A 23,889-nucleotide genomic window follows, 5' to 3' on the forward strand; every position below is an offset into this window, starting at 1 on the left:
CCTAGCGCGCCGCGACCACGGTGCCGCGGCATTCGCCGAAGCCGATGGAAGCAAAACCTTCGCGGCTGCAACGGGCGCGCAGGATGATTTCGTCACCATCTTCCAGGAACTTGCGCACTTCGCCGGACGGCAACTCGATTGCCTTTTTGCCGCCTTCAGTCATTTCCAACAGGCTGCCGAACTGGCCTTCTTGCGGCCCCGACAAGGTGCCCGACCCAAACAGATCACCCGCTTGCAACTGGCAGCCGTTGACGCTGTGATGCGCAACCAGCTGCGCGACGGTCCAGTACATGTGCAGGCTGTTGCTCAGGGCCAGGCGATGCGCCGGCAGGTTCTGCTCGCGCATGGCGGCGGTGGTGAGCAGTACTTCCAATTCGATATCCAGCGCACCCGCAGCCTGGTCACGTTTATCCAGCAAGTACGGCAGTGGTTGCGGGTCGCCCTCAGGCCGCGCCGGTTGCGCCTTGCGGAACGGCTCCAAGGCCTCGGCGGTCACCACCCACGGTGAAATGGTGGTGATGAAGCTTTTCGACAGGAACGGCCCCAGCGGCTGATATTCCCAGGCCTGGATATCCCGCGCCGACCAATCATTGAGCAGGCAGAAACCGGCGATGTGCTCGGCCGCGTCACCAATGGGGATCGAATCGCCCATCGCATTGCCCTGGCCGATCCAGATGCCCAGCTCCAGTTCATAGTCCAGGCGCGCACATGGGCCGAAAGTTGGCTCGGTCTGGCCGGCTGGCAAGGTTTGGCCTTTGGGACGACGCACCTCGGTGCCCGAGGCACGGATGGTCGATGCGCGGCCGTGGTAACCAATCGGTACGTACTTGTAGTTAGGCAGTAGCGGGTTGTCGGGGCGGAACAGTTTGCCGACGTTTTGCGCGTGTTCGATACCGACGTAGAAGTCAGTGTAGTCATTGATTTTCGCCGGCAGGTGCATCTGGCAATCGGCGGCGCGGTGCAGCACCTGTGCCTCGCGGGTTTGCAGTTTACTGCCTTCAGCCAGCAGTTCCAGCAGACGCTCGCGCAAGGCCACGCGCGGGCCACGGCCGAGTTCAAAAAACTCGTTCAGTTGGCCGCCAGCGGTCGCTTCAACGGCGCGACGCGCTTCACCGTCGAACTCATCCAAGGCGGCGTGCAGATCAAGGATGGAATCACCAATCGCCACGCCACTGCGCGGTGCCGAACCGTTGAGGCTGAACACCCCCAGCGGCAGGTTTTGCAGGGGAAAATCCGCGTGACCATTGGCCGAGGTCACCCAGCTGCGCGTTAGTGTTGGCTGAGTCATGGGTTATCTCCGATTCGGGTTGAAGGTGGCGGGCAGCGAGGCCCAGCACGCGTCGTAAGTGTTTTGCAGTTGCGGGCATTCCAGGGCGAACTGTGTGGGACGCAGCACTTGGCTGGTCTCGAACATGAAAGCCATGGTGTTATCGATCTTGTGCGGCGCCAGCTCGACGTTGATCGCCTTGGTGCAGGTCTCGCCGTCCGGGCCGTGGGCGCTCATGCAGCTGTGCAGCGACGCGCCGCCGGGCAGGAAGCCTTCGGCCTTGGCATCGTAGGCGCCCTGGATCAGGCCCATGTATTCGTTCATCAGGTTGCGGTGGAACCACGGCGGGCGGAAGGTGTTCTCGGCCACCATCCAGCGCGGCGGGAAAATCACGAAGTCGAGGTTAGCCAAGCCGTGGGTGCTGGTCGGCGAGGTCAAGACAGTGAAAATCGAAGGGTCCGGGTGATCGAAACTCACCGTGCCGAGGGTGTTGAAACGGCGCAGGTCGTATTTGTACGGCACGTTATTGCCGTGCCAGGCGACGACGTTGAGCGGGGAATGGTCGAGTTCGCAGGCCCAGAGTTCACCGAGGAATTTTTGTACCAGCGTCGTAGGCTTTTTCAGGTCTTCGTAGTGCGCAACCGGCGTGAGGAAATCGCGCGGATTGGCCAGGCCATTGCTGCCGATGGGGCCCAGGTCCGGCAGGCGCAACGGCGCGCCGTGGTTCTCAGCGACGTAGCCACGCGCCTGGGCATCCAGCAGTTCGACGCGGAACTTGAGGCCTCGCGGCAGCACGACGATCTCCAGCGGTTCCACCTCCAGCACGCCCAATTCCGTGGCGATACGCAGCCGACCTTGCTCGGGGACGATCAACAATTCGCCATCGGCGTTGAAGAACACGCGCTCCATCGAACGGTTGGCACAGTAGTGATAGATGCTGATGCCAGAGGGTTTTTCCAGCGCCGAATTGGCGACCATTCCTACAAGCCCATCAACGAAGTCCGTCGGTTCACTTGGAACATCCAACGGGTTCCAACGCAAGCGATTGGGCGTTACCGCGCCCAACGGCCCACCAGCCAATTGCCGCGCAAGCTTGACGAACGCAGGGTGATTAGCCGACGGCTGAATGCGGTAAAGCCAGGTACGCCGGGCTTCGCTGCGCACCATGGTGAACGCTGTGCCGGAGAACAGCTCGGTGTACAGCCCATAAGGCGCTTTTTGCGGGGAGTTCTGGCCGACCGGCAATGCGCCGGGCAGCGCTTCGCTGGCGAATTCATTGCCGAAGCCCGACAGGTATTCGAGGTTCATGGATCATCCTCTACACGGAAGTTGTTTTTATCGTAATCCAGTTACGCATAACGTAATTTGATCACTATCGACCGTCAAGCTATAAAGACGCCCATTCATCTCTCGGACTCTCGCCCCTCCATGGAAAAGCCTCGCGACACCGGTAAACAGAAAGTCCGCTCGGCCGAAGTGGGCACCGACATCCTCAAGGCCTTGGCCGAACTGTCGCCGGCGACCTCATTGTCGCGCTTGGCCGAGCATGTGCAGATGCCTCCGAGCAAGGTGCACCGCTACCTGCAGGCGTTGATCGCCTCGGGATTCGCCGAACAGAACACCGCCACCAACCACTATGGCCTGGGCCGTGAAGCCTTGCGCGTGGGCCTGGCGGCGCTGGGCAGCATGGACGTATTGAAAGTCGGCGCAATGCCGCTGGCAGAGTTGCGCGACGAATTGAATGAGACCTGCTTTCTGGCGGTGTGGGGCAACCAGGGCGCGACCGTGGTGCAGATCGAACCCGCCGTGCGCGCCGTCACGGTGGTGACGCAATTGGGTTCCGTATTGCCGCTGCTCAGTTCGTCCACCGGGCTGGTGTTCAGCGCCTTTCTGCCGTCGCGGGAAACTGTGGAATTGCGTGACCGCGAGATCCAGGCCGGTATCGCCCATGCCCTGGCCGATGACCAGGCTTACACCACCGTCTGCCAGCAGATCCGCAGCCGTGGCCTGCATTTTGTGCATGGTTTGCTGATGCCTGGGGTGGACGCCTTGTCGGCCCCCGTGTTCAACGCCATCGGCCAAGTGGCGGCGGTGATGACCGTGGTCGGCCCCACCTCACTGTTCCACGCCGATGAAGATGGCCCGGCGGCGCAACGCTTGTTGGCGGCGACCCAGGCCGTGAGTTGGCGAATGGGCTATCAGCCCTGAGCTAATCGTGCCATTGAGTCAGGGCCAGTGCCACGCGGTTCTCCAGCGCGCGGATCGGCGCTGCATCGCTCAGGTAGTTGTTGCTGATCATTGAGAACACCAAGCGTCGCCCGTCAGCATCGGTGATATAGCCGCTCAGCGAGGAGACCCCGGCCATAGACCCCGTCTTGGCGTGCAGGTTGTTCTCAGCCGCGGTGCCGCGCAAGCGATAACGCAAGCTGCCGCCGGTCATGCGGTCCGGGTTGCCGGCGATCGGCAAGGCGGTGTACCACGCCTCGAACCAGGGCTGTTTGGCCGTGGCCAGCAGCAGGTCCGTGAGGTTCTGCGACGACACCAGGTTGCGCCGCGACAAGCCCGAACCATCGACCTGGCTCAGCGTCATCGGGTCCAAACCCTGGTGGCGCATGAAGTCCGCCACTGCCGCGACACCGGCCTGCGCCGTACCTGTATTCGACGCCTTACGGCCCATGGCCTTGAGCAACGCCTCAGACATGTTGTTGTTCGACAGTTTGAGCAGCGGCGTGATCAGTTCCTGCAACGGCGCCGATTGATGCTCGGCCAGGACCCTGGCCGTCACAGGGCTTGCACCGCCGATCACACGCCGTCCCATCACCTGAATGCCCTGCTGTGCCAACGCCTGTTCAAACAGATTGGCCACCAGCTGTGTCGGCTCCCACACACTCACCCACTGTCGACTTTGCTTACCCGGCGCCAACGCACCAGTGAGCTGCAGCAAATTGGTGCCGTGCTGGCGGGTGATGCCGTAGTTGTTGCCGGGTCCGCTGACGGCGCGATTGCTCAGTTGTACGTAATCGGTGGACGGGCTCAACATCACGCTGACCGGTTGGCCAACCACAGCGGGCGCCTTCGCCGTAACCAGCAATGTTCCTGCATCAAAATCCGTGTTGGGTGACACGGTCAGCGCTGAAATCTGCGCGCCGTAATAGGTGCTTTCATCGTCCTGTGCCCAGTCCACGCCCAGCCGTTCGGCGTCGAAAAAGGTGTCGTCGAATACCAGGTCGCCCTGGATCTGGCGCACGCCTTGGCCTGCAAGCTGTGCCGCCAGTGCCTGGTAATCGGCGAACTGCGTGGTCGGATCGCCGAGGCCTTTGAGGTACAGGTTGCCGGTGAGGCGCTCACCTTGCTGCGTGCCATTGCTCAACAACTGGGTAGAAAAACGGTACTGCGGCCCCAGCACATCCAGCGCTGCCGCAGTGGTCAACAGCTTGAGGTTGGACGCGGGAATCAACCGCGTACGCGGGTTGTGTTGATAGAGGGTGTCGCCGTTGCGGGCATCGCGCACCATCACCGAAACGGTGGCGCCATTGAAGGCCGGATCGGCCAGGAGCTGGTCCAGGGTTGCCGGGGTGGAAGTCGTCGAAACACTCGCGCAACCACCCAGCAACACGCTCAAGCACAACAGGTGTATCCATCGTCCAAACGGCATCGGTATTTTTTTCCGCCCAATCATCAATGGCGGCAACGCTACCACATCGCCCTTAGAACTCCAGGGTGCTGGACACCGACACTTGTCGCGCATCGCCCATGGACACGAACAACCGGCTCGCCGCCGAGGTGTAGTAGACGCGGTCGAACAGGTTCTTCACGTTGAGCTGGAACTTGACCTTTTGCCCATCGATTTTGGTGTCGTAGGTGGCAAATGCATCCGCCACGGTATAACCCGGCAGGGTGAAATCGTTGGCCGCATCACCTGCGCGTTCACCGACATAGCGCGCACCGGTACCCACACGCAGCTGATCACCGCCAAAAATGTTGCCAAAGTCATACGCCACCGACAGCGAGCCGGTGTGCTTGGCGACATTTTGCAGGCGGTTGCCTTCCAGTGTCGGGTCGTTGTCCTTGACGTCCAGTGCGTCGGTGTAGGCGTAGCTGCCGATCAGGCTCCACTTGTCGGTCAGTTGGCCACTGGCGTCGAGTTCCAGGCCACGCGAACGCACCTGGCCGGCAATGCTGTAGACGGTGTTCGCGCCGGAACCGACCGAGACCAGCACATTGCGCTTGTCGATATTGAACAACGCGGCACTGGCAGTGATACGCCCTGGGATGTCGAGCTTGGCCCCCAGCTCCCAGGACTTGGATTCCTCGGGCGTGAGGTCGCCGGTCAAGGTGCTGCCATCGGCCAATGCGGCAATGGTGGAGTTGGGTTTGAACGATTCGGTGTAGCTGCCATAGAACGACAATTCATCCGTGTAGCGGTACACCAGGCCCGCACGCGGCACCCAGGCCTGGCCATTGCCGTTGGTGTTGGCCTTGAACGGCACGCCTTTGCCCGCGTACTGGTCATACATCTGGTAGCGCGCGCCGGCCACGAAAATCCACTGGTCGGTCAGGTGGATCGCGTCCTGGAAGAACAGCGAGTCGCTGCGCAGCAGGTCGGTCTGGGCGCTGTCGGCGGCGCTGACGGTGGTGCCCGCCACTTCGTTGCCGTACACCGGGTTGTTGTAGTTGAAGCTGGCGGCGCGCGAGTTCTGACGGATCAAATCGGCGCGATAGATCTTGCGGTATTCATCATCCAGGCCAAACACCAGGTCATGCTGCATGCCCAGCACATTGACCTTGCCTTCCAGGCTGGCCGTGGCGAAACGGTCGGTGGTGATCGCACCTTTGGTGCCGTCCATCTTGCGGGTCAGGGTACCGTTGGTATTCACGGCACTGACGCGCACCTGGCTGGCGTCATAGGTTTCGCGGTTCCAGCTGTAGCCGAAGTGAGCTTTCCAGTCGTCGTTCAAATCATGGTCGGCTTCGAAGCGGTACAGGTCGGAGCGGCCTTCCATGTTGTTGAACGGCTCGTCCAGACGCCGGGTAGACGGGATATCCAGCGGGTGGTTGGACTTGTCGATGGCGGTGCCACGGTCGAACGGCGAGAGAAACTCGCGATGTTCGTAGGCCAACAGCAACTGGGTGGTGTCCCCATACCAGGCCAGCGACGGCGCGATCAGACTCTCACGGTGAGTGCCGAAGTTACGCCAGTAATCCTCGTCTTCATGGTCAACGATCAACCGATACGCCAGGCCGCTGTCGCCAATCGGGCCGGTAGTGTCGAGGCTGCCGCCGCTGCCGTTCTTGCCGTCACCGAAGGTTGAACCGCGCACGGTCAGGGCCGTGGACTGCACCAGCTCAGGCTTTTTGCTGACGATGTTCACCACGCCGCCCGGGTCCTGGATGCCGTACAGCAGCGAGGATGGGCCCTTGAGCACTTCGACGCGCTCCGCCGTGGCATTCAGCGCACGCCCCTGCACGATCGGCATGCCGTCGCGCATGATCGAGCCGTTACGGTTGTCACCAAAGCCGCGCAGCATCACCGCGTCCTGTGTGCTGGCCAAGGTGTTGGCCTGGGTGATGCCGCTGATGTTGGCGAGGGCGTCATCCAGGTTGCGCGGGGTCTGGTCACGCAGTACCTGGGCGGGGACGACGTTGACGGTTTGCGGGGTTTCGAGCAGCAAGGCACGGGAGCGCATCACCGAACTGGTCGGCGGTGGCTGGTAGCTGGTGCTGTCCTGAGTCTGTTGGCCGACGCCACTGATGGTGGTGGCACCGAGGTTGACCGCACCCTCGGTGGGCACCGGTTCCAGGGCCAGGGTGCGTGCGTCGATCTGGCGAAAGGTAAAGCCGCTGTTACCGAGCAGGCGTTGCAGGGCCTGGGTCGCGCTCATCTGCCCACTGACTGCCGGGGCGGTGAGGCCGTAGGGCGCTTCATCGGTGTAGATCACGCTGATCCCGGTGACCCGGCTGAAGTCGCTCAGGGCCTGGGGCAGCGGTTTGGCCGCCAGGGCAAAGCTGAACTGGGCGCTTTGCTGCTCCTGCGCCTGCGCCACGCACAGGGGTAGCAACGCCAGCCCCGACGCTGCCAATACCGAGGCGCCCAACCACTGTTTAACCAAACCGCCCGCCGTCGACTTCATGCTATGAGAACCCGTGTAGAAAACGCTGTTAATGCGAATAGATCGCAGTTTCATGCACTACACGGATGGGCCGGCAATTTACCTCACCCTTATTTGCAAATATTTTTACTTATTGCGCCTGAATGTGGAAACCGAAGCGTGGGAAATGCACATTCACGGTGCCCGCGCGCTCATCGGTGCGCCTCAGGATCAGCTCTTCGCGGCCCGCAAATAGCAACTCGCCTGCCACGGGGTCAGTGCCATAGTCAGTTGCGCAAATGGTGACTTGCTGGCCTGGCTCGAAGCCGTTCAAGTCCTCGAACAGTTCATGCGGCACTGCCGCCGGCGTCGCGCTGCGCGCCACGTCCAAGGCTTGCTCGGCGCTCATCTGAGTGGAGGTCCCATGGCCAAAACCCAGCACACGGTCCAGCCATGCAACAACGCAGGGATACCCATCCACCAAAGGCGCCGTCACCGAAGAGCCCTTGAGGAACCACAACGGGTGGGCCAGGGAGAAGTCGGCAATCGAAGGCTCACCGAACAGGAAATCCCCCGACTGGTGCCGCAGTTGCTGATCAATGCGGTTGATGATCACCGGCCATTGGTGCTTGGCCTGGTCCAGTTGCAGACGCGCCGCCGTGCCACCGCTGAACAGTTTGCTGCGATCCGCCACCAATACCTTGATCATTTCCGGCGGCACCTTGGCGAACTTGACCGCCAGGGATTCGGGCTGGAACACCAACGCAACCGAGTGGGCAAACACTACCGAATCAGCCCAGGCAGCGAAGCCTTGGGCGACCATTTCCAGGCCTTGGGGAAACAACGCAGGAGCGGCTTTTTCCTGTTCCAGACGACGCGCAATCATAGCGGTGTCACAGTAGATATCCGCGCCGACCTGCAACACTGGCGTCTTACGATAGCCGCCAGTGAGGGCGGTAAAGTCAGGCTTGGGCATCACCGGCGGGATCAACACCGAATGCCAGGATAAGCCCTTGAAGCCCAGCAACAGGCGGGCTTTTTCAGCGAAGGGGGACTGCGGGTAGTGATGAAGAATCAACTCAGACATGCCAGCTTCCGCTCTTGAAATGAGCCGCTAGCTTAGCCTGCAAAAACCCGATTGGGGGTGATGAGAGCCCATCAGTCAAATCAATGAGCCACTCGCCGCCAGGCATTCCTTGGCGCTCTTCTTCAACTTCTTGATCAACCGCTCCTGGCGTAACGCCTCGCCCTTGCTCGCGCACTGCTCGGTGTACACCAGCGCCACGGCCGGGCTGGACAGGAAAAACCGCGCGCCCCTGCCGCTCTGGTGAGCAGCAAAGCGGCGCACCGGGTCATTGCTGATGCCGCAGTACAGCGAGCCATTGGCGGCGCGCACCAGGTAGACAAACCAGAGTTTGGGTTCAGGCGTGGTCACGGGTGCATTCGGTAAGACCAAGGGACGCCAATCTTATCAACGACTGGCCTGGAATGCCTTCAAGCCTTTGAGCGCCTGGGCACGCACGGCGTTTTTCAGCGCGGGCGACCAACCCAGCAGCAGGCCCTTGAGGCCCAAGGCCTGACGCGACCAGCGCCACAGGTCGAAGTGATCGTGGTGCTCACAAATCTTGCCGTCGCGAAACACGAACCGCGCACCGATGTCGTTGACCACCGTGTTGCCGGTCGCGCTGAACAAATAGGTCGCGACCCAGTGCGCGCTGCCGGTGGTCTCGTCGCTGCGCACATGATCGAACGTCAGCGAAAAGTCCTTGGCCCGTGTGGTGAGCATGCGCCACATATCGCCGGCATCACGCCCGTGCAGCTCGCCGAATGCAGGGTCGCTGAACACCACATCGTCGGTGTAGCAGGCAACCATGCCTTCGGCGTCCAGGCGTTGAAAGGCTTGGTAGAAGCGGGTGATCAGGGCGTCGTGGGCATCACTCATGGGCAGGCTCCGGGAAAATTTTGTTGTGAGGCCCGCACGATAATCCGCCCGGGCGGGAAAGACTATCGGCATTCCTCACAACAATAGGCACGCGATGGACCAGCCCTGAGTGGCGTGCACGTCTTAGAGGTAAACAACCTCAAGGGTTGCACTGCCGTCCATAGGGATAGCCTGACCCACCGGCAAGGTACGCTTGAGCGCAATGGTCGTCGCCACCTTGAGATCAACCACCAGGTTTTGCATCGGCAGTGGGGCTCGATTTATTTAATAAGTATTCAGTGTCATGCGCCGATCAACCTGTACCGGAGCATGCACACATTTTACTGTTTCAACCCTCTCAACCCCTGCAACTAACACGAACTTAAAAGCGTTCACAAAAGTGTAAAACTTACCAACTAAGGCACCATCCCCGTGTCTCGCGCATACGCAAATAACGCCACATCAGTTGAAATACACAACCGCTGCATGGCGGTACTTTTCTGTTTGCTGATGGTGGAGATGCTGCGATTGACCCGCGCGGCGATCTGGCTGACGGTCATACCGCTGGCGAGCATGCGGACCACCTCCTGTTCCTTGCCGGACAACTGGGGTTCCTGAGTCGGCTCGGCCACGCACGCCTGGTCCAGTTGCACCCGCAGGCACTCACTGACAAACACACGCCCGGCGGCCACGGTGGCGAGGGCCTGGGGCAACTCCCTGGCCGACGCACTTTTGGCCACAACCGCCTTGGCGCCTTGGGCCAGCGCAGTGCGCAGGGTGGTGATATTGGCAAACATCGTCACTAGAATCACCGGCAAGTTGGGATACTGGCGATGCAGCAACCCCAGCAAGCCATAACCATCAGCCTGTTGATTTCCGGGCATGGCGAAGTCCGTCACTATGACGTCACACGGGGTGCTGGCAATCAAGGCCAGCAGTTGGTCGGGGCCATTGGCCTCTCCTACGACTTTGCATTTACCACTCGCCTCAATCACCACTTTTTGTCCAACTCGGACGATCGGGTGGTCGTCAGCAATTATTATGCGAAGCATTGGCTTTTCCATGATGGCAATTTGGGTATAAGCAAAATACAACGGTAAACCTTTAGTAACAACTGCGCGCTCGCCGCTCAATTTACGCCCAGCCTTTATTTAATGGGCCTCACACTTTCACCTACAAAATAAAAAGAAATGGAATACAGAAAAGTACTACATGCCAAATAGATAAATTCCCACGGCACAAAGTCAGAAAATTCAGAGAGCCGCCAAACACTCCAAATACTGTTCAACATCCCGATGAAACTGTTCAAGGCCCGCCAACTGCGTGGCGACGCCGGATTGATTCACTTGGGCAATCAAGTGCACCGCCCGTTGCTCAAGGATCGTCGCACCAAAAAACGCGATGCTGCCGACAAGGCGATGCAACCGCTGGGTCGTCAATGTCGCATCAAGGCGGGAGCGGGCCAGGCTGAGCACGGCGAGATCTTCGCGGGCCTCCTGCAGCAGGCAACTCAGCAGCGGCTGCACCACGGCCCAGGAGCCGAAGGTGGCGATAAGGCTGCTGCGCGTGGGCACCCGCTCCTGCACGGCGGCAGGCACGGGCTCACGCCAGCCACCCCGTGGCCGTGACTGCGGAGCCGGCAGCCAGTAAAGAAGCACCTCGCGCAGTTGCTCCAGAACGACCGGTTTGATCAGCCAACCGTCCATGCCGCAATCGACACAGCGCCGCACTTCATCCGGGCCAAGGCAGCCGGTCAAGGCCAGCACCGGAATGTGCGGCGTCCCGGTTCGCGCCTCACGGCACCGCAATTCGCGGGCCAGGGTATAGCCGTCCATGACCGGCATGCGGCAGTCGGTAATGACCATGTCGTAGCGTTGCGCGTTCAGGGCCCGCAAGGCCATGCGCCCGTCGGCCACCGCGTCATGTGCCAGCCCGAGCCGATGCAACAGCGAACTCATTAACAAGCGGTAAGTGCGTTGATCATCGACCACCAGCAACCTGGCGCCTTGCCAATGCAATGGCATAGCCACCGCGGGCGCACGTTTGCGCGCCCCACGGCCTGGAGTCTTGCCCGGCATATCGACCTCATACGGAGCGATCAGCTCACCGCCCCCCCCGACAGGGCGCGGCTGTATGTTGTCGACCAGGTGGGCGACCGCACTCGAACTTCTCGCACATAAACGTTCGCCGCATTCATTTGAATAAGGTGCGGCCAACAAAGTGCGCGAAAAATATCTGAATGGACGAACTGCAGCGATACAACAACTACGACAAGTTGGTTTTTCCTACATACACGACGATAAGTTCCACATCGCCCGACAGTATCGTAATAGTTGCATTCCCCCTCCCCGCCTCGGGCGATAAATTTCTCCCCGTCCTGAACTGACGTCGCCCTTTAAAAAATAACGACTGCCCACTGACGCATCAGCGCGCCCTGAACCTCTACGCCTTTACTTCACCTGGAGCCTCTTTCCTATGAACGCATCCCGCGCCACCCTCGCGGCTGCTCTATTACTGACCGCCGCTGCATGCGCCCACGCTGCCAGCAGTGTGGACCTGTCGGTCACCGGCCTGATCACCCCCAGCGCCTGCACGCCCACCCTGAGCAGCGGCGGCGTGGTTGAGCTGGGCAAAATTGCCGCCGGCGACATTCTTCCCGGCGACATCACCTACCTGCCCAAGGCGGCAATGGACCTGGCCGTGAACTGTGAAGCGGCCACCCTGTTTGCATTAGCCCCCCAGGACAATCGCCCGCAAATGTTCACGCCCTGGGCGTTCGGCTTCGCGTTGATGCCTTCGGGCAAACCCATGGGCGGCTACTGGCTGGACTTTGTCGACTCACTGGCCGATGGCGTCGAACTCACCCGCTTGTATTCGGAAAACAACGGCCAGACCTGGCGCGTCGCTGACCCGCTGGACCTGATCGAGCCGCGCAAGCTGACCGCTTTCGGCGAGTGGATCATCGGCCCGGCCAACGTGCTGCCGATCCAGAACCTGAATGTTTCGTTCCTGGTCAGTCCGTTCTTCTACCCGGGCGGAACCTGGTTGCCGGCCAACGAAGAAATCCCCATCGACGGTTCCACCACCTTCGAACTGCGCTACCTGTAAACCCCACAAGGATTTGTGCCCATGACCAGACCCACCCCAGCCACCCTCGCCCTGCTGTTGGCGACCTGTGCCCCCGGCGTGTTCGCCGCCAGCAGCCTGGACCTGAGTGTCACCGGGACCATCACCCCCAGCTCGTGCGCACCGAGCCTGTCCGGCGACGGGGTGATCGATCACGGCAAGCTCACCGCCCGTGACCTCGACCTCGAACTGCCCACCCGCCTTCAGGCGGGCGAGATGGCCTTTGAAGTGCACTGTGAAGGGCCGACGTTTTTCACCCTGACCATGGTGGATAACCGTTCGGGCACGGCGGCAGGGCATTACTCCCACCACGGCCTGGGCATGGCCAACCCCGACCAGAAACTGGGCGACGTCGCATTTGGTGTATTCGAGCCGATGGCCGATGAATTGCCGGTCAACACCATCATGTCCCGTGATGGTGGCGCCAGTTGGGGGCCGTCTTCCTACGTGGGCCACGCTGCGCTGACCTCGTTCGCCGCGCCGAGTGCCCCCTACACGCCCATCGCCATGCAAGACCTGAGTGCGCGGCTGCGCGCCTTCACCACCATCGCCCCTTCAAAGGGGCTGACGTTGCTCGATGAAATCCCCATCGACGGTCACGTCACCCTGCAACTGAAGTACTGGTAACCCCTGTCCCTGTCCCCCTACGGAGCCCTGAAAATGAACAAGTCCCTCACTACCCTGATCGCTGCCGCCCTGCTGGCGTTCACTGGCCAGGCCGTTGCCGCCTCCAGCGTCGACCTCACCGTCAAGGGCCTGATCACCCCGAGTGCCTGCACACCGGCGCTGTCCAATGGCGGCGCGATTGATTACGGCAAGATCTCGGCCAAGGACCTCAAGCCTGACCTGCCGACCCAATTGCCCCAGCACATCCTGCAACTGACCGTGACCTGCGACGCCGCCACGCTGATGGCCATCGAAGGCAAAGACAACCGCGAAGGCACGGACTACGGCAACGACCTGATGTATTTCGGCCTGGGCCTGATCAACGGCACGGAAAAACTTGGGCGAATGTCCATCCGCCTGCTGTCGCCCCTGGCCGATGGCGTCGCGGCACGCACCATTGCCTCCATGGACAACGGCCTGACTTGGTACCTCGACCGCTACGTGATGCGCGACAACATTCTTTCGGTGGCCGATTCCACCACCGTGGCGCCGGTGCCGGTGCAGGTGTTCTCTTCGGACTTCGCCGTGGTCTCCGACATCGCGCCCGCCAGCCAACTGCCCCTGAACAACGAAGTCGCTATCGACGGCTCCGTCACCCTGACCGTGCGTTACCTGTAAGCCGCCATTGAACCGAGCAGCGGCACGGCAGGACGCCGGGCCGCGCTCACCTAGTGAACACACTTTATGAAGACCACTCCTTCAACGCTGTTTGCTCTGTTGGGCCTGATGAGTATCGGGCCCTCGGCGCTGGCGACGTCCAGCACGGAGCTGAACGTCACCGGGCGGATCACGCCCAATGCATGCACCGTATCGCTGTCGGCCGACGGAATTGTCGACCACGGCAAGGTGCCGGCACGCGGGCTCAATCAATGGGAGTTCAGCCAGTTGCCCAGCCAAAACCTGGACTTGAGCGTGAGTTGCAACGAGCCCGTGCTGTTTGTGCTGGTGGGCGTGGACAACCGCGCCGATTCGTCCCTGGGTCCAGGCTTTTATTACGGCCTGGGCAACAACATACATGCCCCGACCGAGCGCTTGGGCACCGTGTCCCTGGCCTTTCGTGACGTCATCGGCGACGGCGACGGCGTGCTGGTATTGGCCTCGAGCAACCAAGGCCTGACCTGGTTTCCCGAGTCCAACGCCTATCCCAATAACTACATGGGTTTTGCCTCCCCGGGCACCCTGGTGCCCGAGCCCCATCGCCTGCTGACCGCCACCCTGAACGTCAATACGTCGATCAACGCCGCCGCCTACCTGACCCTTAACCAAGAGGTGCCGTTGGACGGCTCCATCGTGCTTGACCTGAGGTACTTGTAGCCATGCCCCCCTTCCCTTGTGTTGCCTTGTTCAACCGCTTTCTGAACCTGTTGTTTTCTACCCTGATGCGCTACGCATGCCTGTATATAGGCGCGCTGGCCCTGGCATTGGGCGGCCCGTCGCTGGTGCTGGCCGACGGCATGGTGCCGGACACTTCGGTGGTGATCGTGCATGAAGAGGACGGCGAAGCCTCGGTGTCGGTGACCAACACCGACAACAAGCTCGCCCTGTTGCACGTCACCCTCGAGGATATCCCCGAGGACACTGCGTCACTGTTGTTCGTCACCCCACCGCTGGCGCGGGTTGAGCCCTCCAAGAGCCAGCTGGTGCGCTTCATCCTGCAGACCCCCGAGCCACTGACCACTCAACGCCTCAAGCGGGTGATCTTCGAAGGCATGCCCCAGAACCGCTCCGCCACCCAGGCCGGTCATGCTCGCGTAGGCGTGACCGTGCGCCAGAACCTGCCGGTGATCATTCATCCCAAGGGCCTTGAGCCCAATCGCACGCCCTGGACCGGCCTGGCCTGGCGCCTGGACAACAACCAGTTGAGCGTGCACAACCCCACGCCCTACGTGGTGCGCCTGGCCCAGGAACTGCGCTTGCTGCCGGGTGATGGCGCCGCGCTGTTGCCGCGCACTTATGTGTTGCCCGGCGAAACCCTGCACGTGACCGCCAGTGCCAGCGGCGCGACCCGTGTGCAGTTGCAACCTGCCACGGTATACGGGTTCGCCGTGGCGCCCTACGAAGCCCCCATCGCTCTATGACAAGCGGGCGCCCAAGGACCTAAGCCGGCGCCCAGACAAAAAGAAGTGGCCTCCCATTGAACGCCACCGGCACGCGGCGTGAACCGATAGGAATCGGTAGCACGCGTCCAACACTTGAGTACGACCTTGTGAGCACAGTAACCACTGACCGCGACGGCGAAGCCGTGCCCGGTCGTCCTACTCGCCGGTCCCGCAGGTTTCTGGCGGGACTGGCCCTGACCCTGGGTGGCACACTGCCCGCCAACGACCCACTGGCCGATGAGTTGTTGCTCGCCGGTTCATTTGATCCGCAAACCTTGTCCCAACGTGGCATCGACCCGGAGCTGGCCAACCTGCTGTTGGACGCGCCGCGCTTCACCCCTGGCCGGCATGCCGTCAACCTGAACGTCAACGGCCAACGCCGCGGCCGGGTCGATGTGACGTTCGAGCGCGACGGTACGCTGTGTTTCAACCGTGCGTTGCTCGATGTCGGCAACCTGATCGTCCCCGACGATGGCGCCTGCGACAGCTTTCTCGCGCGCTACCCGCAGACGGTCATCGAGCAAGACCCGGCCAGCCTCAACCTGGCCCTGGTGGTGCCCACCGAGGCCCTGCGCCCGGCGCAGCGAGATGTGTCTGGCTACCAGAGCGGCGGTTTTGCCGCGCTGCTCAATTACGACCTGACTGGGCTGCACAACGAATACGGCGGCGACACCAGCCGCTTCGGCTCGGCCAACACCGAAGTCGGCTTCAATGCCGGCGACTGGATCGTGCGCAGCCGCCAGGTACGCACCTGGCAAGAGAGTCGCTCGCGCACCACCCACTTGGACGCCTACGCCCAGCGCACCTTCGCTGAACAGCAGGCGGTGCTGCAGGCCGGGCAGATCAACCTCTATAACCCGGTGCTGGCCGGCACGCAAATCACCGGCGCCCAGGTGCTGACCGAAACCGCGCTGCAGGACCAGAACCAGGGCGCGACCATCAATGGCATCGCGAATAGCCCGGCCCAGGTGGAGATCCGTCAGAACGGCACGCTGATCCATTCCACGGTGGTTCCGGCCGGGCCATTTTCGCTGACCGATGTGCGGCGCCTGAACAGCCGCTCCGACGTGGAAGTCACGGTTAAGGAAACCAGCGGTGAAGAGCGCCGTTTCACCGTACCGGCGGGCATGCTCGGGCTGGGCTTGCCGGCGCCGGGCTTCTCGGTGGCGGCCGGGCGGGTGCGGCAGATTGGCGACAGTGCCGGAGCCGAACCCTGGGTGGTCAGCGCGGGCTGGAGCGGTGCGCTGCACCCGCAAATCAGCGTGGGCGCCGGCGTGCTGGTGGCGGATGCGTACCGATCCAGCGGCGTCAGCCTGGGCTGGCTGCCGTGGCAGGACAGTCAGCTGCAATGGTCGACCCAGGCCGCCCAAGCCAGCCGCGTCGGCCAGGACCAAGGGCTGCAGACCGACCTGTCGTGGTCGCAGCGCCTGTCGGATCGCTGGGGGTTCAGTACCGCGGCGTCGTGGCGCTCCCTCGGTTACCGCGACCTGGAGGAGTCGACCTTCGACGCCAACACTCGCGACCAGCAACGCTCGCGCTACCGCGATCAACAGAGCTTCACCGCCTCCTGGGCGCACCCGACACTGGGCGCATTCAGTGCCGGGATTTCGCGTTCGTCATCCTATAGCGGCGACAACAGCAGCCGCGCGCTGGCGTCCTGGGGCACCAGCTTCGGGCGGGTGTCGGTATCGGCCAGTGCCGAGTGGCAAGTCGGCGGGCGACACCAGAGCGATGACAGCCTTTACCTCAACGTCAGCCTGCCCTTGGGTGAAACCCGCCGGGCGCGTACCTGGGTACGCAATACCGGCGGTGAACATCGCCTGGGCGCCGGGCTCAGCGAGCAACTCAACGACCAACTGAGCTACCGCGTCGACGTCGAACGTGACAGCCGCGACCGCGAAGTGGAAGCCACCCTCGGCGTCTCGGCCCTGCCGTATTACAGCCAGCTGGACTTCAACTACACCCGCTCCGACGATCAGCGCGCCAGCTACCAGGGCGGCGCACGCGGCGGTGTGGTGGCCCACGGTGACGGCCTGACGTTCTCGCCCTATCCGGTGCGCGACACTTTTGCCGTGATGTCGGTGGGCGACATGGCAGGGATCAAAGTCAGCACCCCGAGCGGGCCGGTGTGGACCGACTGGCAAGGCCAGGCCGTGGTCCCGCAACTGAGCGCCTACGGCCGCAGCCCGGTGGAAGTGCACACCCGTTCGCTGCCGCGCAATGCCGATATCAGCAACGGCTTGGCGGTGCTGACCGCCGGACGCGGCGCGGTCGACAAAGTGCAATTCGGCGTGGCCGTGACCCGTCGCGCGCTGCTCACGGTAAGCCGCGACGACGGCCAGCCGCTGCCCAAAGGCGCAGCGGTGACCACGGCGGACGGCGAGTTCATCACCCTCGTCCAGGACGGCAGCCAGGTGTTCCTGCCCAACGTGCTCGACGAGCGCCCGCTGTGGGTCAAGGCCCCGGGCCAACCCCGTTGTCGCCTGAGCTACACGTTGCCGAACAAGGGCGACCCCGATGTGTATTTCGAAAGCGCAGCCGCCCGCTGCCTCCAGCCATGAGGAACATCGTCATGAAGCCTACCGGGCTGTTGTTAGCCACCCTGTGCCTGAGCAGCGGCGCCTGGGGTGCGCAGGAGTGCCAATTGAACATCAGCGAATCGACCCTGGATTTCGGCCTGATGAACCGCGCCGCAGCCCTGGTGCCGACGCCGGAACGATTGCTGGGCGAACGCCGGCTCAGCCTCACCTTGAACTGCGCGCAAGCCACCGATATGAGCCTGTTCTACCGGGGGCTGGCCGCCGGGCCGGAGCGTTTTCGCTTCACCGAGCGCGGCAGCTATGGCCTGAACGTCAGTGACGCTGTGCTGGATGGCGAGGCCGTTGAACTGGGCTTGCTCAGCGCCAGCGGCCAGGCACCCAGCCTCGGCAGCGCCAGCCTGGCGTGGCGCGCCGACCACGGCATTGTGCCAATGCGCGGCGGTGCGGTGGTCACTGGCCGCAGCCTGTCGTTGCAGATCGACGCCAGTGCCTGGGCCAGCGAAGACGCCCTGCGCGTGCGCGACGCCGTGACCTGGGACACCAGCGGCGTGCTGGAGGCCACCGGCGCCGGGCGCTCGCGGGAGTTGCGCCTGCAAGCGCGCTTTGCCCCGGCGGCGTGTACACCAAGCCTGTCCAATGGCGGCAACGTCAACCTCGGCAAACTCTCGGTCAGCGACCTGCACACAGACCGTGACACCGCCCTGCCCCCCCGCGACCTGCTGGTGACGGTGGCGTGCGACGCCCCCACCCACTTCGCCCTGCGCCTGCAGGACAACCGTGAGGGCTCAGCGACCGGGCCCGCCGAGGCCGGCACCTACGGCCTGGGCCTGGATGCTCGCCAGCAAAAAATCGGCCGCTACGCGCTGACCTTCGACCCAACCCGGGCCAGCGCCGACAGCCTGCCTGCGCTGTACCGCACCGACTCCGCCAGCGGTGGCGTGCCCTGGAGCACCGCCAGCAGCAGCCCCCTCGCCATCGCCGCGAATCGCTACCTGGGTTTTGCCGCCACGCCCGGCAGCAGCGCCGGCCCGGTGGCGATTCAAACCCTCAGTGCCACCGCAAGCCTGGAGGCGGTGATTGCACCGCTCAACAGCCTGGACCTGGGCAACGAAGTGCGTCTCGACGGCGCGGCGACCCTCGAAATCACTTACCTCTGACCCCCTACTGGAGCTCACCATGAACCGTTACCTGATTCCTCTCGCTGTGTACCTGTTGTCCCAGGGCAGTTCCGCCCACGCCGCGTCCACCGTTGAGCTGACTGTCACCGGGCTGATCACGCCCATGGCCTGCACACCGATGTTGTCCGGCGGCGGGCTGGTGGATTTCGGCAAGATTTCCCAACAGGACCTCAACCAATCGGTCGGCACGCGCCTGCCGCTCAAGTCCTTGACCCTGAGCATCAACTGCAACGCGGCGGGCCGTTATGCCCTGCGCATGCGCGATAACCGCGACGGCACCGCCCACGTCAACAGCGAGATTTTCTACGGCCTCGGCCTGGATAACAGCGGCGGCAAGATTGGCGTGTATTCCGTGAGCTTCGACCCGAAAAAAACCGTGGTCGATGATGTGCCGGTGATCTACGGCACCGAGTCCACCACCGGCGGCGTGGCGTGGCGCATGGCCAATACCAACCCCATCGACATCGGCTCGCGCAGTTTGTTGGGTTTCACCGATGTGCAGGGCAGTACCGCCGGACCATCGGCAATCCAGACCCTGACCAGCACCCTGACACTTGAAGCGACGCTTAACGCCAAGCAGAACCTGGACCTGAGCACCGATGTGTTGATGGACGGTTCAGCGTCGTTGGAAGTCGTTTACCTGTAACCCTTTTCCCTGCCACACAACCTTCCCTAGAAAGGAGCAACACCATGAGCAAGTCCCTTCCCATCCTGGTCGCCACCCTGGCAATGGCCTGCGCCGCGCAAACCCAGGCGGCCTCGGCTATCGACCTGAGCGTGAGCGGGTTGATTACACCGAGTGCGTGTGAATTGAATTTGGCCAATGGCGGCCAGTTTGAAGTCGGCAAGATCGCGTCCAAAGATCTATATCCCGAACAGCCGACCGACCTGCCAAGCATGACCACGGCCCTCACCGTCACGTGCGAGGCCGCATCCCTGGTGGCGATCGAAACCCAGGATAACCGCGCAGGCTCGGCCTACTTCGATGACGCCCAAAGCCTGGGACTGGGGCTGATCAACGGCAACCAGAAGCTCGGCAACATGTATGTGATGCTCAGGTCCATACTGGCCGACGGCGACAGCGGCTACGGTATTCACTCGAATGACGGCGGCCTGACCTGGAACACTGGCGGCTACTTCAGGAACGGTGGCCTGGTATCGATCTACAAGGCCTCACCGCTCATGCCGGTCCCGGTGCAAGTGCTCACGGCCTCGATGCAAATCGACGCGGCCATTGCCCCGTCCAAGAACCTCACACTCACCAGCGAAGTGCCCATCGACGGCTCAGCCACATTGACGGTGCGCTACCTGTAAGGCACTAGACCTTCTCGCTGCTCACCCCCACATACAACGCCCGGCCTGCCCCCAGGCCGGCAACGATCGCACCCACGCCGATCACCGCAAAAATCCAGCCCACCGCTGCCCAACCACCGGTCCAATCATGCACCAGGCCCACCGCCAACGGCCCCAAGGAAGCCAGGGTGTAGCCGATGCCCTGGGCCATGCCCGACAGGTTGGCGGCCACGTGGGAGTCCCGCGAGCGCAGCACGATCAAGGTCAGCGCCAGGCTGAAGGTGCCGCCCTGCCCCAGGCCGAGCAGCACCGCCCACCCCCACAACCCCTCAAGCGGCGCATACAGGCAACCGAACAGGCCGGCAAGGGTCAGCAGCATCACCACCACAATCGCCAGCCGCTGGTCCTTGCCACGGGTAGCCAGCCACGGCGCCGTCAGCGCGCTGAGCAGTTGCACGATGATCGAACCGGACAGCGCCAAACCGGCATCGGTGGCACTCAGGCCACGATCGATCAGAATCGACGGTACCCAACCGAACACGATATAGGCCAGGGACGATTGCAGGCCCATGTACAGGGTCACCTGCCAGGCCAGCGGGTCGCGCAGCAAGCCCTTTACGCGATAGGCGACTTGATGGGCGCCGTGCTTTTGGCCGACCTGTGGCAACCAGAACAACGCCGCCACCAGCGCGGGCACAATCCAGAAGCCCAGGCCGACGCTCCAACTGTCGCCGAAGCAATGACTGAGCGGCACCGTCGCCCCCGCCGCCAACGCCGCGCCCAGGCACAGGGCCATGGTGTAGACGCCGGTCATGGTGCCGGCCTGCTTGGCAAAATCACGCTTGACGATGCCCGGCAGTAACACGCCGATAATGCCGATGCTCGCGCCGGCGATCAGGCTGCCGGCGAACAACCCCACTTCGCCGAACGCACTGCGCAGGGTGATCCCGCCCGCCAGCGTCAGCAGAATTCCCAACACCACCCGCTCGGCGCCAAAACGCCGCGCCAGCAGCGGCGCCAAGGGCGCAAACAGCCCCAGGCACAGCACGGGCAAAGTGGTCAGCAAACCCGCTTTGGCCGCCGACAACCCCAGGCTGTCGGACACCGCACTGAGCAACGGCGACAGGCTCGACAGTGCCGGGCGCAGGTTCATCGCTACCAGGATCAAGCCCATGATCAACAGCCACGGGCGGCTCACCACCGGTGGGGTGTGTTGCACCCCCTCGTCGTCGGCTTCAGCGTCGATCAACAGTTCTTCAAGCTTGGTTTCAGGGTTCATTGATCAACTGCCGGCAAAGGGATTTGGCGCGTTCCGGGTCTTGGTGCTCCACGGCTTCGAGCAGGGCGATATGCAGGTCGAACACCGCTTGGCGACGCGGCGAGATGTTCAGGGTCTGGCGCAATTGGGCGCCGACGACGGCGGAAAAATACTGGTACAGCTCGCTCAAGGCCGGGTTGTGTGCGGCGTCTACCAGGCGCTTGTGGAACACCAGATCAGCCCTGATGTACGCCTCCAAATCGCCGTGATACAGCGCGGCGCTCGCGTGCAGGGCTTCGCGCAAACCTGCCAGGTCGTCATGGGTTCGGCGCAACGCCGCAAGGCCGATGGCCTCCACTTCAAGAATCTGCCGCGCCTCCTGCGCCTGGGTGACCGTGCAATGGGACAACGCACGCATCGCGCCCAGCGGATCGGTCATCGAACGCAGGTAACTGCCGTCGCCCTGGCGAATTTCAATCAACCCGGAAAAGGCCAATACGCGCATGGCTTCGCGCACGGTATTGCGGCTGATGCCCAACTCGGCGGACAGCTCAGGCTCGGTGGGCAGGCGTTCGCCAATGGCCCACACCCCTCGACTGATGCGTTGGCGCAGTTGCTCCAACGCCTGGTCGACCAGGGAGCGTTTGATCAGGGGGGCGATGTCTGTCATGGCTTTTGCATTTTCGTCCAATCATAGGATGAATTTTCCTACAGCCTATTCGGAGCAGCCTACAAAGGCAACGGACTAGGGTTTTGAGGCAGGAAAAGGAGCAGTATTTTCGATTGGTAAAATTACCCTCAGAGGGTAATTATTGGACTCAGGTGTCTTATGTAAAAGTACACACCTCATTACGATCTGGCGGTGGTAAAGGCGGATGTGAAGCGGCTTGGCAGGAGAGCGTTTACCCACACAGCACAAAGGTGCGGCAGGGAACTCCACTTCAGCATCAAGGAAATGCAGGATGCCATCTATGAGTTACAAAACTGGATGTTGTACAAGTCGATGACCACCTATAGAGATCATCGGGTTTGGCAGGACGTGTATCACACGTACGCAAAAGATAGGGAGATTTACATCAAGGTCACTTACTCCCCGGACGGTGACCCTCCGGTGATCTCCTTCAAGGAGAAGAACCTATGAAGGTAAAAAATTGCTACATCTGTGGTGCCCCCGACGCATTGCATTATTTTGAGGGCCGCAGTGAAACCATCAGGGTCAGAGGTATGGAGCGCCGGGTAGACAATCTTTCCGGCTGGGAATGTCACGTATGCGGTGACGGCTTTTGGGACCCCGATACCGATAGTGCGGATCGTTATGGCGAAGCCGGCGATGAACTCGTCATAGCAGCCCAAAAGATGATTGGCGCCGAGATGAAACGTATCCGCCGCAAATTGCACCTTACGCAAAAGGAAGCGGTGGAATTACTGTCCGGTGGCGGCCACAACGCATTCTCTCGCTACGAACGCGGCGAGCTTCTTCCCCCCAAGCCGCTGGTATTACTGATGCGGCTATTGGATCGTCACCCGCATTTGCTGGCAGATGCCGAAGTCTTGGCAGAAGGTGCTGACATGCGTGGCGCTTTCACCTACACCGTGAACAACGACGCTGAGGCACTCAAAGTGTCCTAGCCCCAAAAAATAAACCCGGCGCCAGGCCGGGTTTATTCATTCAAACATCGATCAATGCAAAATCTGGCTCAAGAACAACTTGGTCCGGTCATTCTGCGGGTTGTCGAAGAAGTCATTCGGCGCCGCCTGTTCCACGATCTCGCCCTTGTCCATGAAGATCACGCGGTTGGCCACGGTGCGCGCAAAGCCCATTTCGTGGGTCACGCACAACATGGTCATGCCGTCTTCGGCCAGGCCGATCATGGTGTCCAGAACTTCCTTCACCATTTCCGGATCGAGTGCCGAAGTCGGCTCATCGAACAGCATGATTTTCGGCTTCATGCACAAGGCACGGGCGATCGCCACACGCTGTTGCTGGCCGCCGGACAGTTGCCCCGGAAACTTGTGCGCCTGTTCCGGAATGCGCACGCGCTCCAGGTAATGCATGGCGATTTCTTCGGCCTTGCGCTTGGGCATCTTGCGCACCCACATCGGCGCCAGCGTGCAGTTCTGCAGGATGGTCAGGTGCGGGAACAGGTTGAAGTGCTGGAACACCATGCCGACTTCACGGCGGATCGCTTCGATCTGCTTGAGGTCGTTGGTCAGCTCCACACCATCGACCACGATGCGGCCCTGCTGGTGCTCTTCCAGGCGGTTGAGGCAGCGGATGGTGGTGGATTTGCCTGAACCCGACGGGCCGCACAGCACGATGCGCTCGCCCTGTTTGACGTTGAGGTTGATGTCTTTCAACACGTGGAACTGGCCGTACCACTTGTTGACGCCCTGCATCTGGATAATGCCTTCAGGGCTCACAGGCTGTTTGATCGCTTCGCTCATAACAACA

24 protein-coding genes are annotated in these 23,889 nt (G+C 62.1%); 12 read left to right on the plus strand and 12 right to left on the minus strand.

Features of this window, described 5'->3' with window-relative positions; genetic code table 11:
• Nucleotide 1: 1 nt before the first annotated feature.
• Nucleotides 2-1,288, minus strand: coding sequence for a fumarylacetoacetase (gene fahA, locus BFP95_RS19165; RefSeq protein WP_065910566.1), 1,287 nt, complete (start codon nt 1,286-1,288; stop codon nt 2-4).
• A 3-nt stretch (nt 1,289-1,291) separates the two neighbouring features.
• Entirely contained in the window at nt 1,292-2,575 is a 1,284-nt protein-coding gene (hmgA, locus tag BFP95_RS19170) for a homogentisate 1,2-dioxygenase (RefSeq protein WP_065879576.1), read from the minus strand.
• A gap of 120 nt (nt 2,576-2,695) precedes the next feature.
• Between hmgA and BFP95_RS19175 the strand changes: the two genes are divergently transcribed.
• Nucleotides 2,696-3,475 carry an IclR family transcriptional regulator gene (locus BFP95_RS19175; protein ID WP_065910567.1) on the plus strand — a complete coding sequence of 260 codons (780 nt, stop codon included), beginning with the start codon at nt 2,696-2,698 and terminating at the stop codon, nt 3,473-3,475.
• 1 nt (nt 3,476) lies between these two features.
• On the opposite strand, the gene dacB is transcribed toward BFP95_RS19175, so the two are convergent.
• The 7 genes from dacB to BFP95_RS19210 all read right to left on the minus strand — a co-directional run bounded on the left by dacB (nt 3,477) and on the right by BFP95_RS19210 (nt 11,355).
• On the minus strand, nt 3,477-4,922 hold the full coding sequence (gene dacB / locus BFP95_RS19180; protein WP_065890474.1) for a D-alanyl-D-alanine carboxypeptidase/D-alanyl-D-alanine endopeptidase: 1,446 nt from the start codon (nt 4,920-4,922) through the stop codon (nt 3,477-3,479).
• Nucleotides 4,923-4,974: 52 nt separating this feature from the next.
• Complete coding sequence (locus tag BFP95_RS19185; RefSeq protein ID WP_065910568.1) at nt 4,975-7,398, minus strand: TonB-dependent siderophore receptor; 2,424 nt, start codon at nt 7,396-7,398, stop codon at nt 4,975-4,977.
• 109 nt (nt 7,399-7,507) lie between these two features.
• Nucleotides 7,508-8,443, minus strand: coding sequence for a glutathione S-transferase family protein (locus BFP95_RS19190; protein WP_065890476.1), 936 nt, complete (start codon nt 8,441-8,443; stop codon nt 7,508-7,510).
• Between the two features lie 75 nt (nt 8,444-8,518).
• Complete coding sequence (locus tag BFP95_RS19195; protein ID WP_065871721.1) at nt 8,519-8,791, minus strand: GIY-YIG nuclease family protein; 273 nt, start codon at nt 8,789-8,791, stop codon at nt 8,519-8,521.
• A gap of 36 nt (nt 8,792-8,827) precedes the next feature.
• The gene (locus BFP95_RS19200) at nt 8,828-9,298 is read right to left on the minus strand and encodes a nuclear transport factor 2 family protein (protein ID WP_065871720.1); all 471 of its coding nucleotides are present in this window, start codon (nt 9,296-9,298) and stop codon (nt 8,828-8,830) included.
• 395 nt (nt 9,299-9,693) lie between these two features.
• Nucleotides 9,694-10,329, minus strand: coding sequence for a response regulator transcription factor (locus BFP95_RS19205; protein WP_065871719.1), 636 nt, complete (start codon nt 10,327-10,329; stop codon nt 9,694-9,696).
• Nucleotides 10,330-10,530: 201 nt separating this feature from the next.
• Entirely contained in the window at nt 10,531-11,355 is an 825-nt protein-coding gene (locus BFP95_RS19210) for a response regulator (RefSeq protein WP_065871718.1), read from the minus strand.
• 397 nt (nt 11,356-11,752) lie between these two features.
• Between BFP95_RS19210 and BFP95_RS19215 the strand changes: the two genes are divergently transcribed.
• From BFP95_RS19215 to BFP95_RS19255, 9 genes are all read left to right on the plus strand, one after another.
• Nucleotides 11,753-12,385, plus strand: a complete 633-nt coding sequence (locus BFP95_RS19215; RefSeq protein WP_065871717.1) for a DUF1120 domain-containing protein — start codon at nt 11,753-11,755, stop codon at nt 12,383-12,385.
• A 21-nt stretch (nt 12,386-12,406) separates the two neighbouring features.
• The gene (locus BFP95_RS19220; RefSeq protein WP_065879577.1) at nt 12,407-13,030 is read left to right on the plus strand and encodes a DUF1120 domain-containing protein; all 624 of its coding nucleotides are present in this window, start codon (nt 12,407-12,409) and stop codon (nt 13,028-13,030) included.
• Nucleotides 13,031-13,063: 33 nt separating this feature from the next.
• Entirely contained in the window at nt 13,064-13,687 is a 624-nt protein-coding gene (locus BFP95_RS19225) for a DUF1120 domain-containing protein (RefSeq protein ID WP_065910569.1), read from the plus strand.
• Nucleotides 13,688-13,753: 66 nt separating this feature from the next.
• Nucleotides 13,754-14,383: a DUF1120 domain-containing protein gene (locus tag BFP95_RS19230; protein ID WP_065879578.1), complete on the plus strand. Its 630-nt coding sequence runs from the start codon at nt 13,754-13,756 to the stop codon at nt 14,381-14,383.
• Between the two features lie 2 nt (nt 14,384-14,385).
• Nucleotides 14,386-15,147, plus strand: a complete 762-nt coding sequence (locus BFP95_RS19235; protein WP_083214591.1) for a fimbria/pilus chaperone family protein — start codon at nt 14,386-14,388, stop codon at nt 15,145-15,147.
• Between the two features lie 128 nt (nt 15,148-15,275).
• Nucleotides 15,276-17,729 (plus strand): fimbria/pilus outer membrane usher protein, encoded by a 2,454-nt coding sequence (locus tag BFP95_RS19240; RefSeq protein WP_065871713.1) that lies wholly within the window; start codon nt 15,276-15,278, stop codon nt 17,727-17,729.
• Nucleotides 17,730-17,740: 11 nt separating this feature from the next.
• Nucleotides 17,741-18,865, plus strand: coding sequence for a DUF1120 domain-containing protein (locus BFP95_RS19245; protein WP_065910570.1), 1,125 nt, complete (start codon nt 17,741-17,743; stop codon nt 18,863-18,865).
• 19 nt (nt 18,866-18,884) lie between these two features.
• The gene (locus tag BFP95_RS19250; RefSeq protein ID WP_065879580.1) at nt 18,885-19,532 is read left to right on the plus strand and encodes a DUF1120 domain-containing protein; all 648 of its coding nucleotides are present in this window, start codon (nt 18,885-18,887) and stop codon (nt 19,530-19,532) included.
• 44 nt (nt 19,533-19,576) lie between these two features.
• Complete coding sequence (locus tag BFP95_RS19255) at nt 19,577-20,200, plus strand: DUF1120 domain-containing protein (RefSeq protein ID WP_065910571.1); 624 nt, start codon at nt 19,577-19,579, stop codon at nt 20,198-20,200.
• A 4-nt stretch (nt 20,201-20,204) separates the two neighbouring features.
• Here BFP95_RS19255 and BFP95_RS19260 read toward each other — a convergent pair whose 3' ends face one another.
• Both BFP95_RS19260 and BFP95_RS19265 read right to left on the minus strand, forming a co-directional pair.
• A complete protein-coding gene (locus BFP95_RS19260; RefSeq protein WP_065910572.1) occupies nt 20,205-21,458 on the minus strand; it encodes a CynX/NimT family MFS transporter in 1,254 nt (417 codons plus the stop codon).
• Nucleotides 21,448-22,107 carry a FadR/GntR family transcriptional regulator gene (locus BFP95_RS19265; protein ID WP_065874997.1) on the minus strand — a complete coding sequence of 220 codons (660 nt, stop codon included), beginning with the start codon at nt 22,105-22,107 and terminating at the stop codon, nt 21,448-21,450. Before BFP95_RS19265 ends, BFP95_RS19260 begins: the two co-directional genes overlap by 11 nt.
• Nucleotides 22,108-22,293: 186 nt before the next feature.
• On the opposite strand from BFP95_RS19265, the gene BFP95_RS19270 reads away from it, so the two are divergent.
• Nucleotides 22,294-22,578: a type II toxin-antitoxin system MqsR family toxin gene (locus tag BFP95_RS19270; protein WP_256534270.1), complete on the plus strand. Its 285-nt coding sequence runs from the start codon at nt 22,294-22,296 to the stop codon at nt 22,576-22,578.
• Nucleotides 22,575-23,066 (plus strand): type II toxin-antitoxin system MqsA family antitoxin, encoded by a 492-nt coding sequence (locus tag BFP95_RS19275; protein WP_065874998.1) that lies wholly within the window; start codon nt 22,575-22,577, stop codon nt 23,064-23,066. The genes BFP95_RS19270 and BFP95_RS19275 overlap by 4 nt, the downstream gene beginning before the upstream one ends.
• A 51-nt stretch (nt 23,067-23,117) precedes the next feature.
• Here the strand turns inward: BFP95_RS19275 and BFP95_RS19280 are convergent, their stop codons facing one another.
• On the minus strand, nt 23,118-23,882 hold the full coding sequence (locus tag BFP95_RS19280) for an amino acid ABC transporter ATP-binding protein (protein ID WP_003171943.1): 765 nt from the start codon (nt 23,880-23,882) through the stop codon (nt 23,118-23,120).
• Nucleotides 23,883-23,889: the final 7 nt, after the last annotated feature.

Source organism: Pseudomonas sp. 58 R 12 (genome assembly GCF_900005865.1).
In the GTDB taxonomy this organism is placed as follows: domain Bacteria; phylum Pseudomonadota; class Gammaproteobacteria; order Pseudomonadales; family Pseudomonadaceae; genus Aquipseudomonas; species Aquipseudomonas tritici.

Coding starts and splice junctions, on each gene's coding strand:
- fahA (WP_065910566.1), bottom strand. CDS start 1,288: ATGACTCAGCCAACACTAACGCGCAGCTGGGTGACCTCGGCCAATGGT.
- hmgA (WP_065879576.1), bottom strand. CDS start 2,575: ATGAACCTCGAATACCTGTCGGGCTTCGGCAATGAATTCGCCAGCGAA.
- BFP95_RS19175 (WP_065910567.1), top strand. CDS start 2,696: ATGGAAAAGCCTCGCGACACCGGTAAACAGAAAGTCCGCTCGGCCGAA.
- dacB (WP_065890474.1), bottom strand. CDS start 4,922: ATGCCGTTTGGACGATGGATACACCTGTTGTGCTTGAGCGTGTTGCTG.
- BFP95_RS19185 (WP_065910568.1), bottom strand. CDS start 7,398: ATGAAGTCGACGGCGGGCGGTTTGGTTAAACAGTGGTTGGGCGCCTCG.
- BFP95_RS19190 (WP_065890476.1), bottom strand. CDS start 8,443: ATGTCTGAGTTGATTCTTCATCACTACCCGCAGTCCCCCTTCGCTGAA.
- BFP95_RS19200 (WP_065871720.1), bottom strand. CDS start 9,298: ATGAGTGATGCCCACGACGCCCTGATCACCCGCTTCTACCAAGCCTTT.
- BFP95_RS19205 (WP_065871719.1), bottom strand. CDS start 10,329: ATGCTTCGCATAATAATTGCTGACGACCACCCGATCGTCCGAGTTGGA.
- BFP95_RS19210 (WP_065871718.1), bottom strand. CDS start 11,355: ATGCCGGGCAAGACTCCAGGCCGTGGGGCGCGCAAACGTGCGCCCGCG.
- BFP95_RS19215 (WP_065871717.1), top strand. CDS start 11,753: ATGAACGCATCCCGCGCCACCCTCGCGGCTGCTCTATTACTGACCGCC.
- BFP95_RS19220 (WP_065879577.1), top strand. CDS start 12,407: ATGACCAGACCCACCCCAGCCACCCTCGCCCTGCTGTTGGCGACCTGT.
- BFP95_RS19225 (WP_065910569.1), top strand. CDS start 13,064: ATGAACAAGTCCCTCACTACCCTGATCGCTGCCGCCCTGCTGGCGTTC.
- BFP95_RS19230 (WP_065879578.1), top strand. CDS start 13,754: ATGAAGACCACTCCTTCAACGCTGTTTGCTCTGTTGGGCCTGATGAGT.
- BFP95_RS19235 (WP_083214591.1), top strand. CDS start 14,386: ATGCCCCCCTTCCCTTGTGTTGCCTTGTTCAACCGCTTTCTGAACCTG.
- BFP95_RS19245 (WP_065910570.1), top strand. CDS start 17,741: ATGAAGCCTACCGGGCTGTTGTTAGCCACCCTGTGCCTGAGCAGCGGC.
- BFP95_RS19250 (WP_065879580.1), top strand. CDS start 18,885: ATGAACCGTTACCTGATTCCTCTCGCTGTGTACCTGTTGTCCCAGGGC.
- BFP95_RS19255 (WP_065910571.1), top strand. CDS start 19,577: ATGAGCAAGTCCCTTCCCATCCTGGTCGCCACCCTGGCAATGGCCTGC.
- BFP95_RS19260 (WP_065910572.1), bottom strand. CDS start 21,458: ATGAACCCTGAAACCAAGCTTGAAGAACTGTTGATCGACGCTGAAGCC.
- BFP95_RS19265 (WP_065874997.1), bottom strand. CDS start 22,107: ATGACAGACATCGCCCCCCTGATCAAACGCTCCCTGGTCGACCAGGCG.
- BFP95_RS19275 (WP_065874998.1), top strand. CDS start 22,575: ATGAAGGTAAAAAATTGCTACATCTGTGGTGCCCCCGACGCATTGCAT.
- BFP95_RS19280 (WP_003171943.1), bottom strand. CDS start 23,882: ATGAGCGAAGCGATCAAACAGCCTGTGAGCCCTGAAGGCATTATCCAG.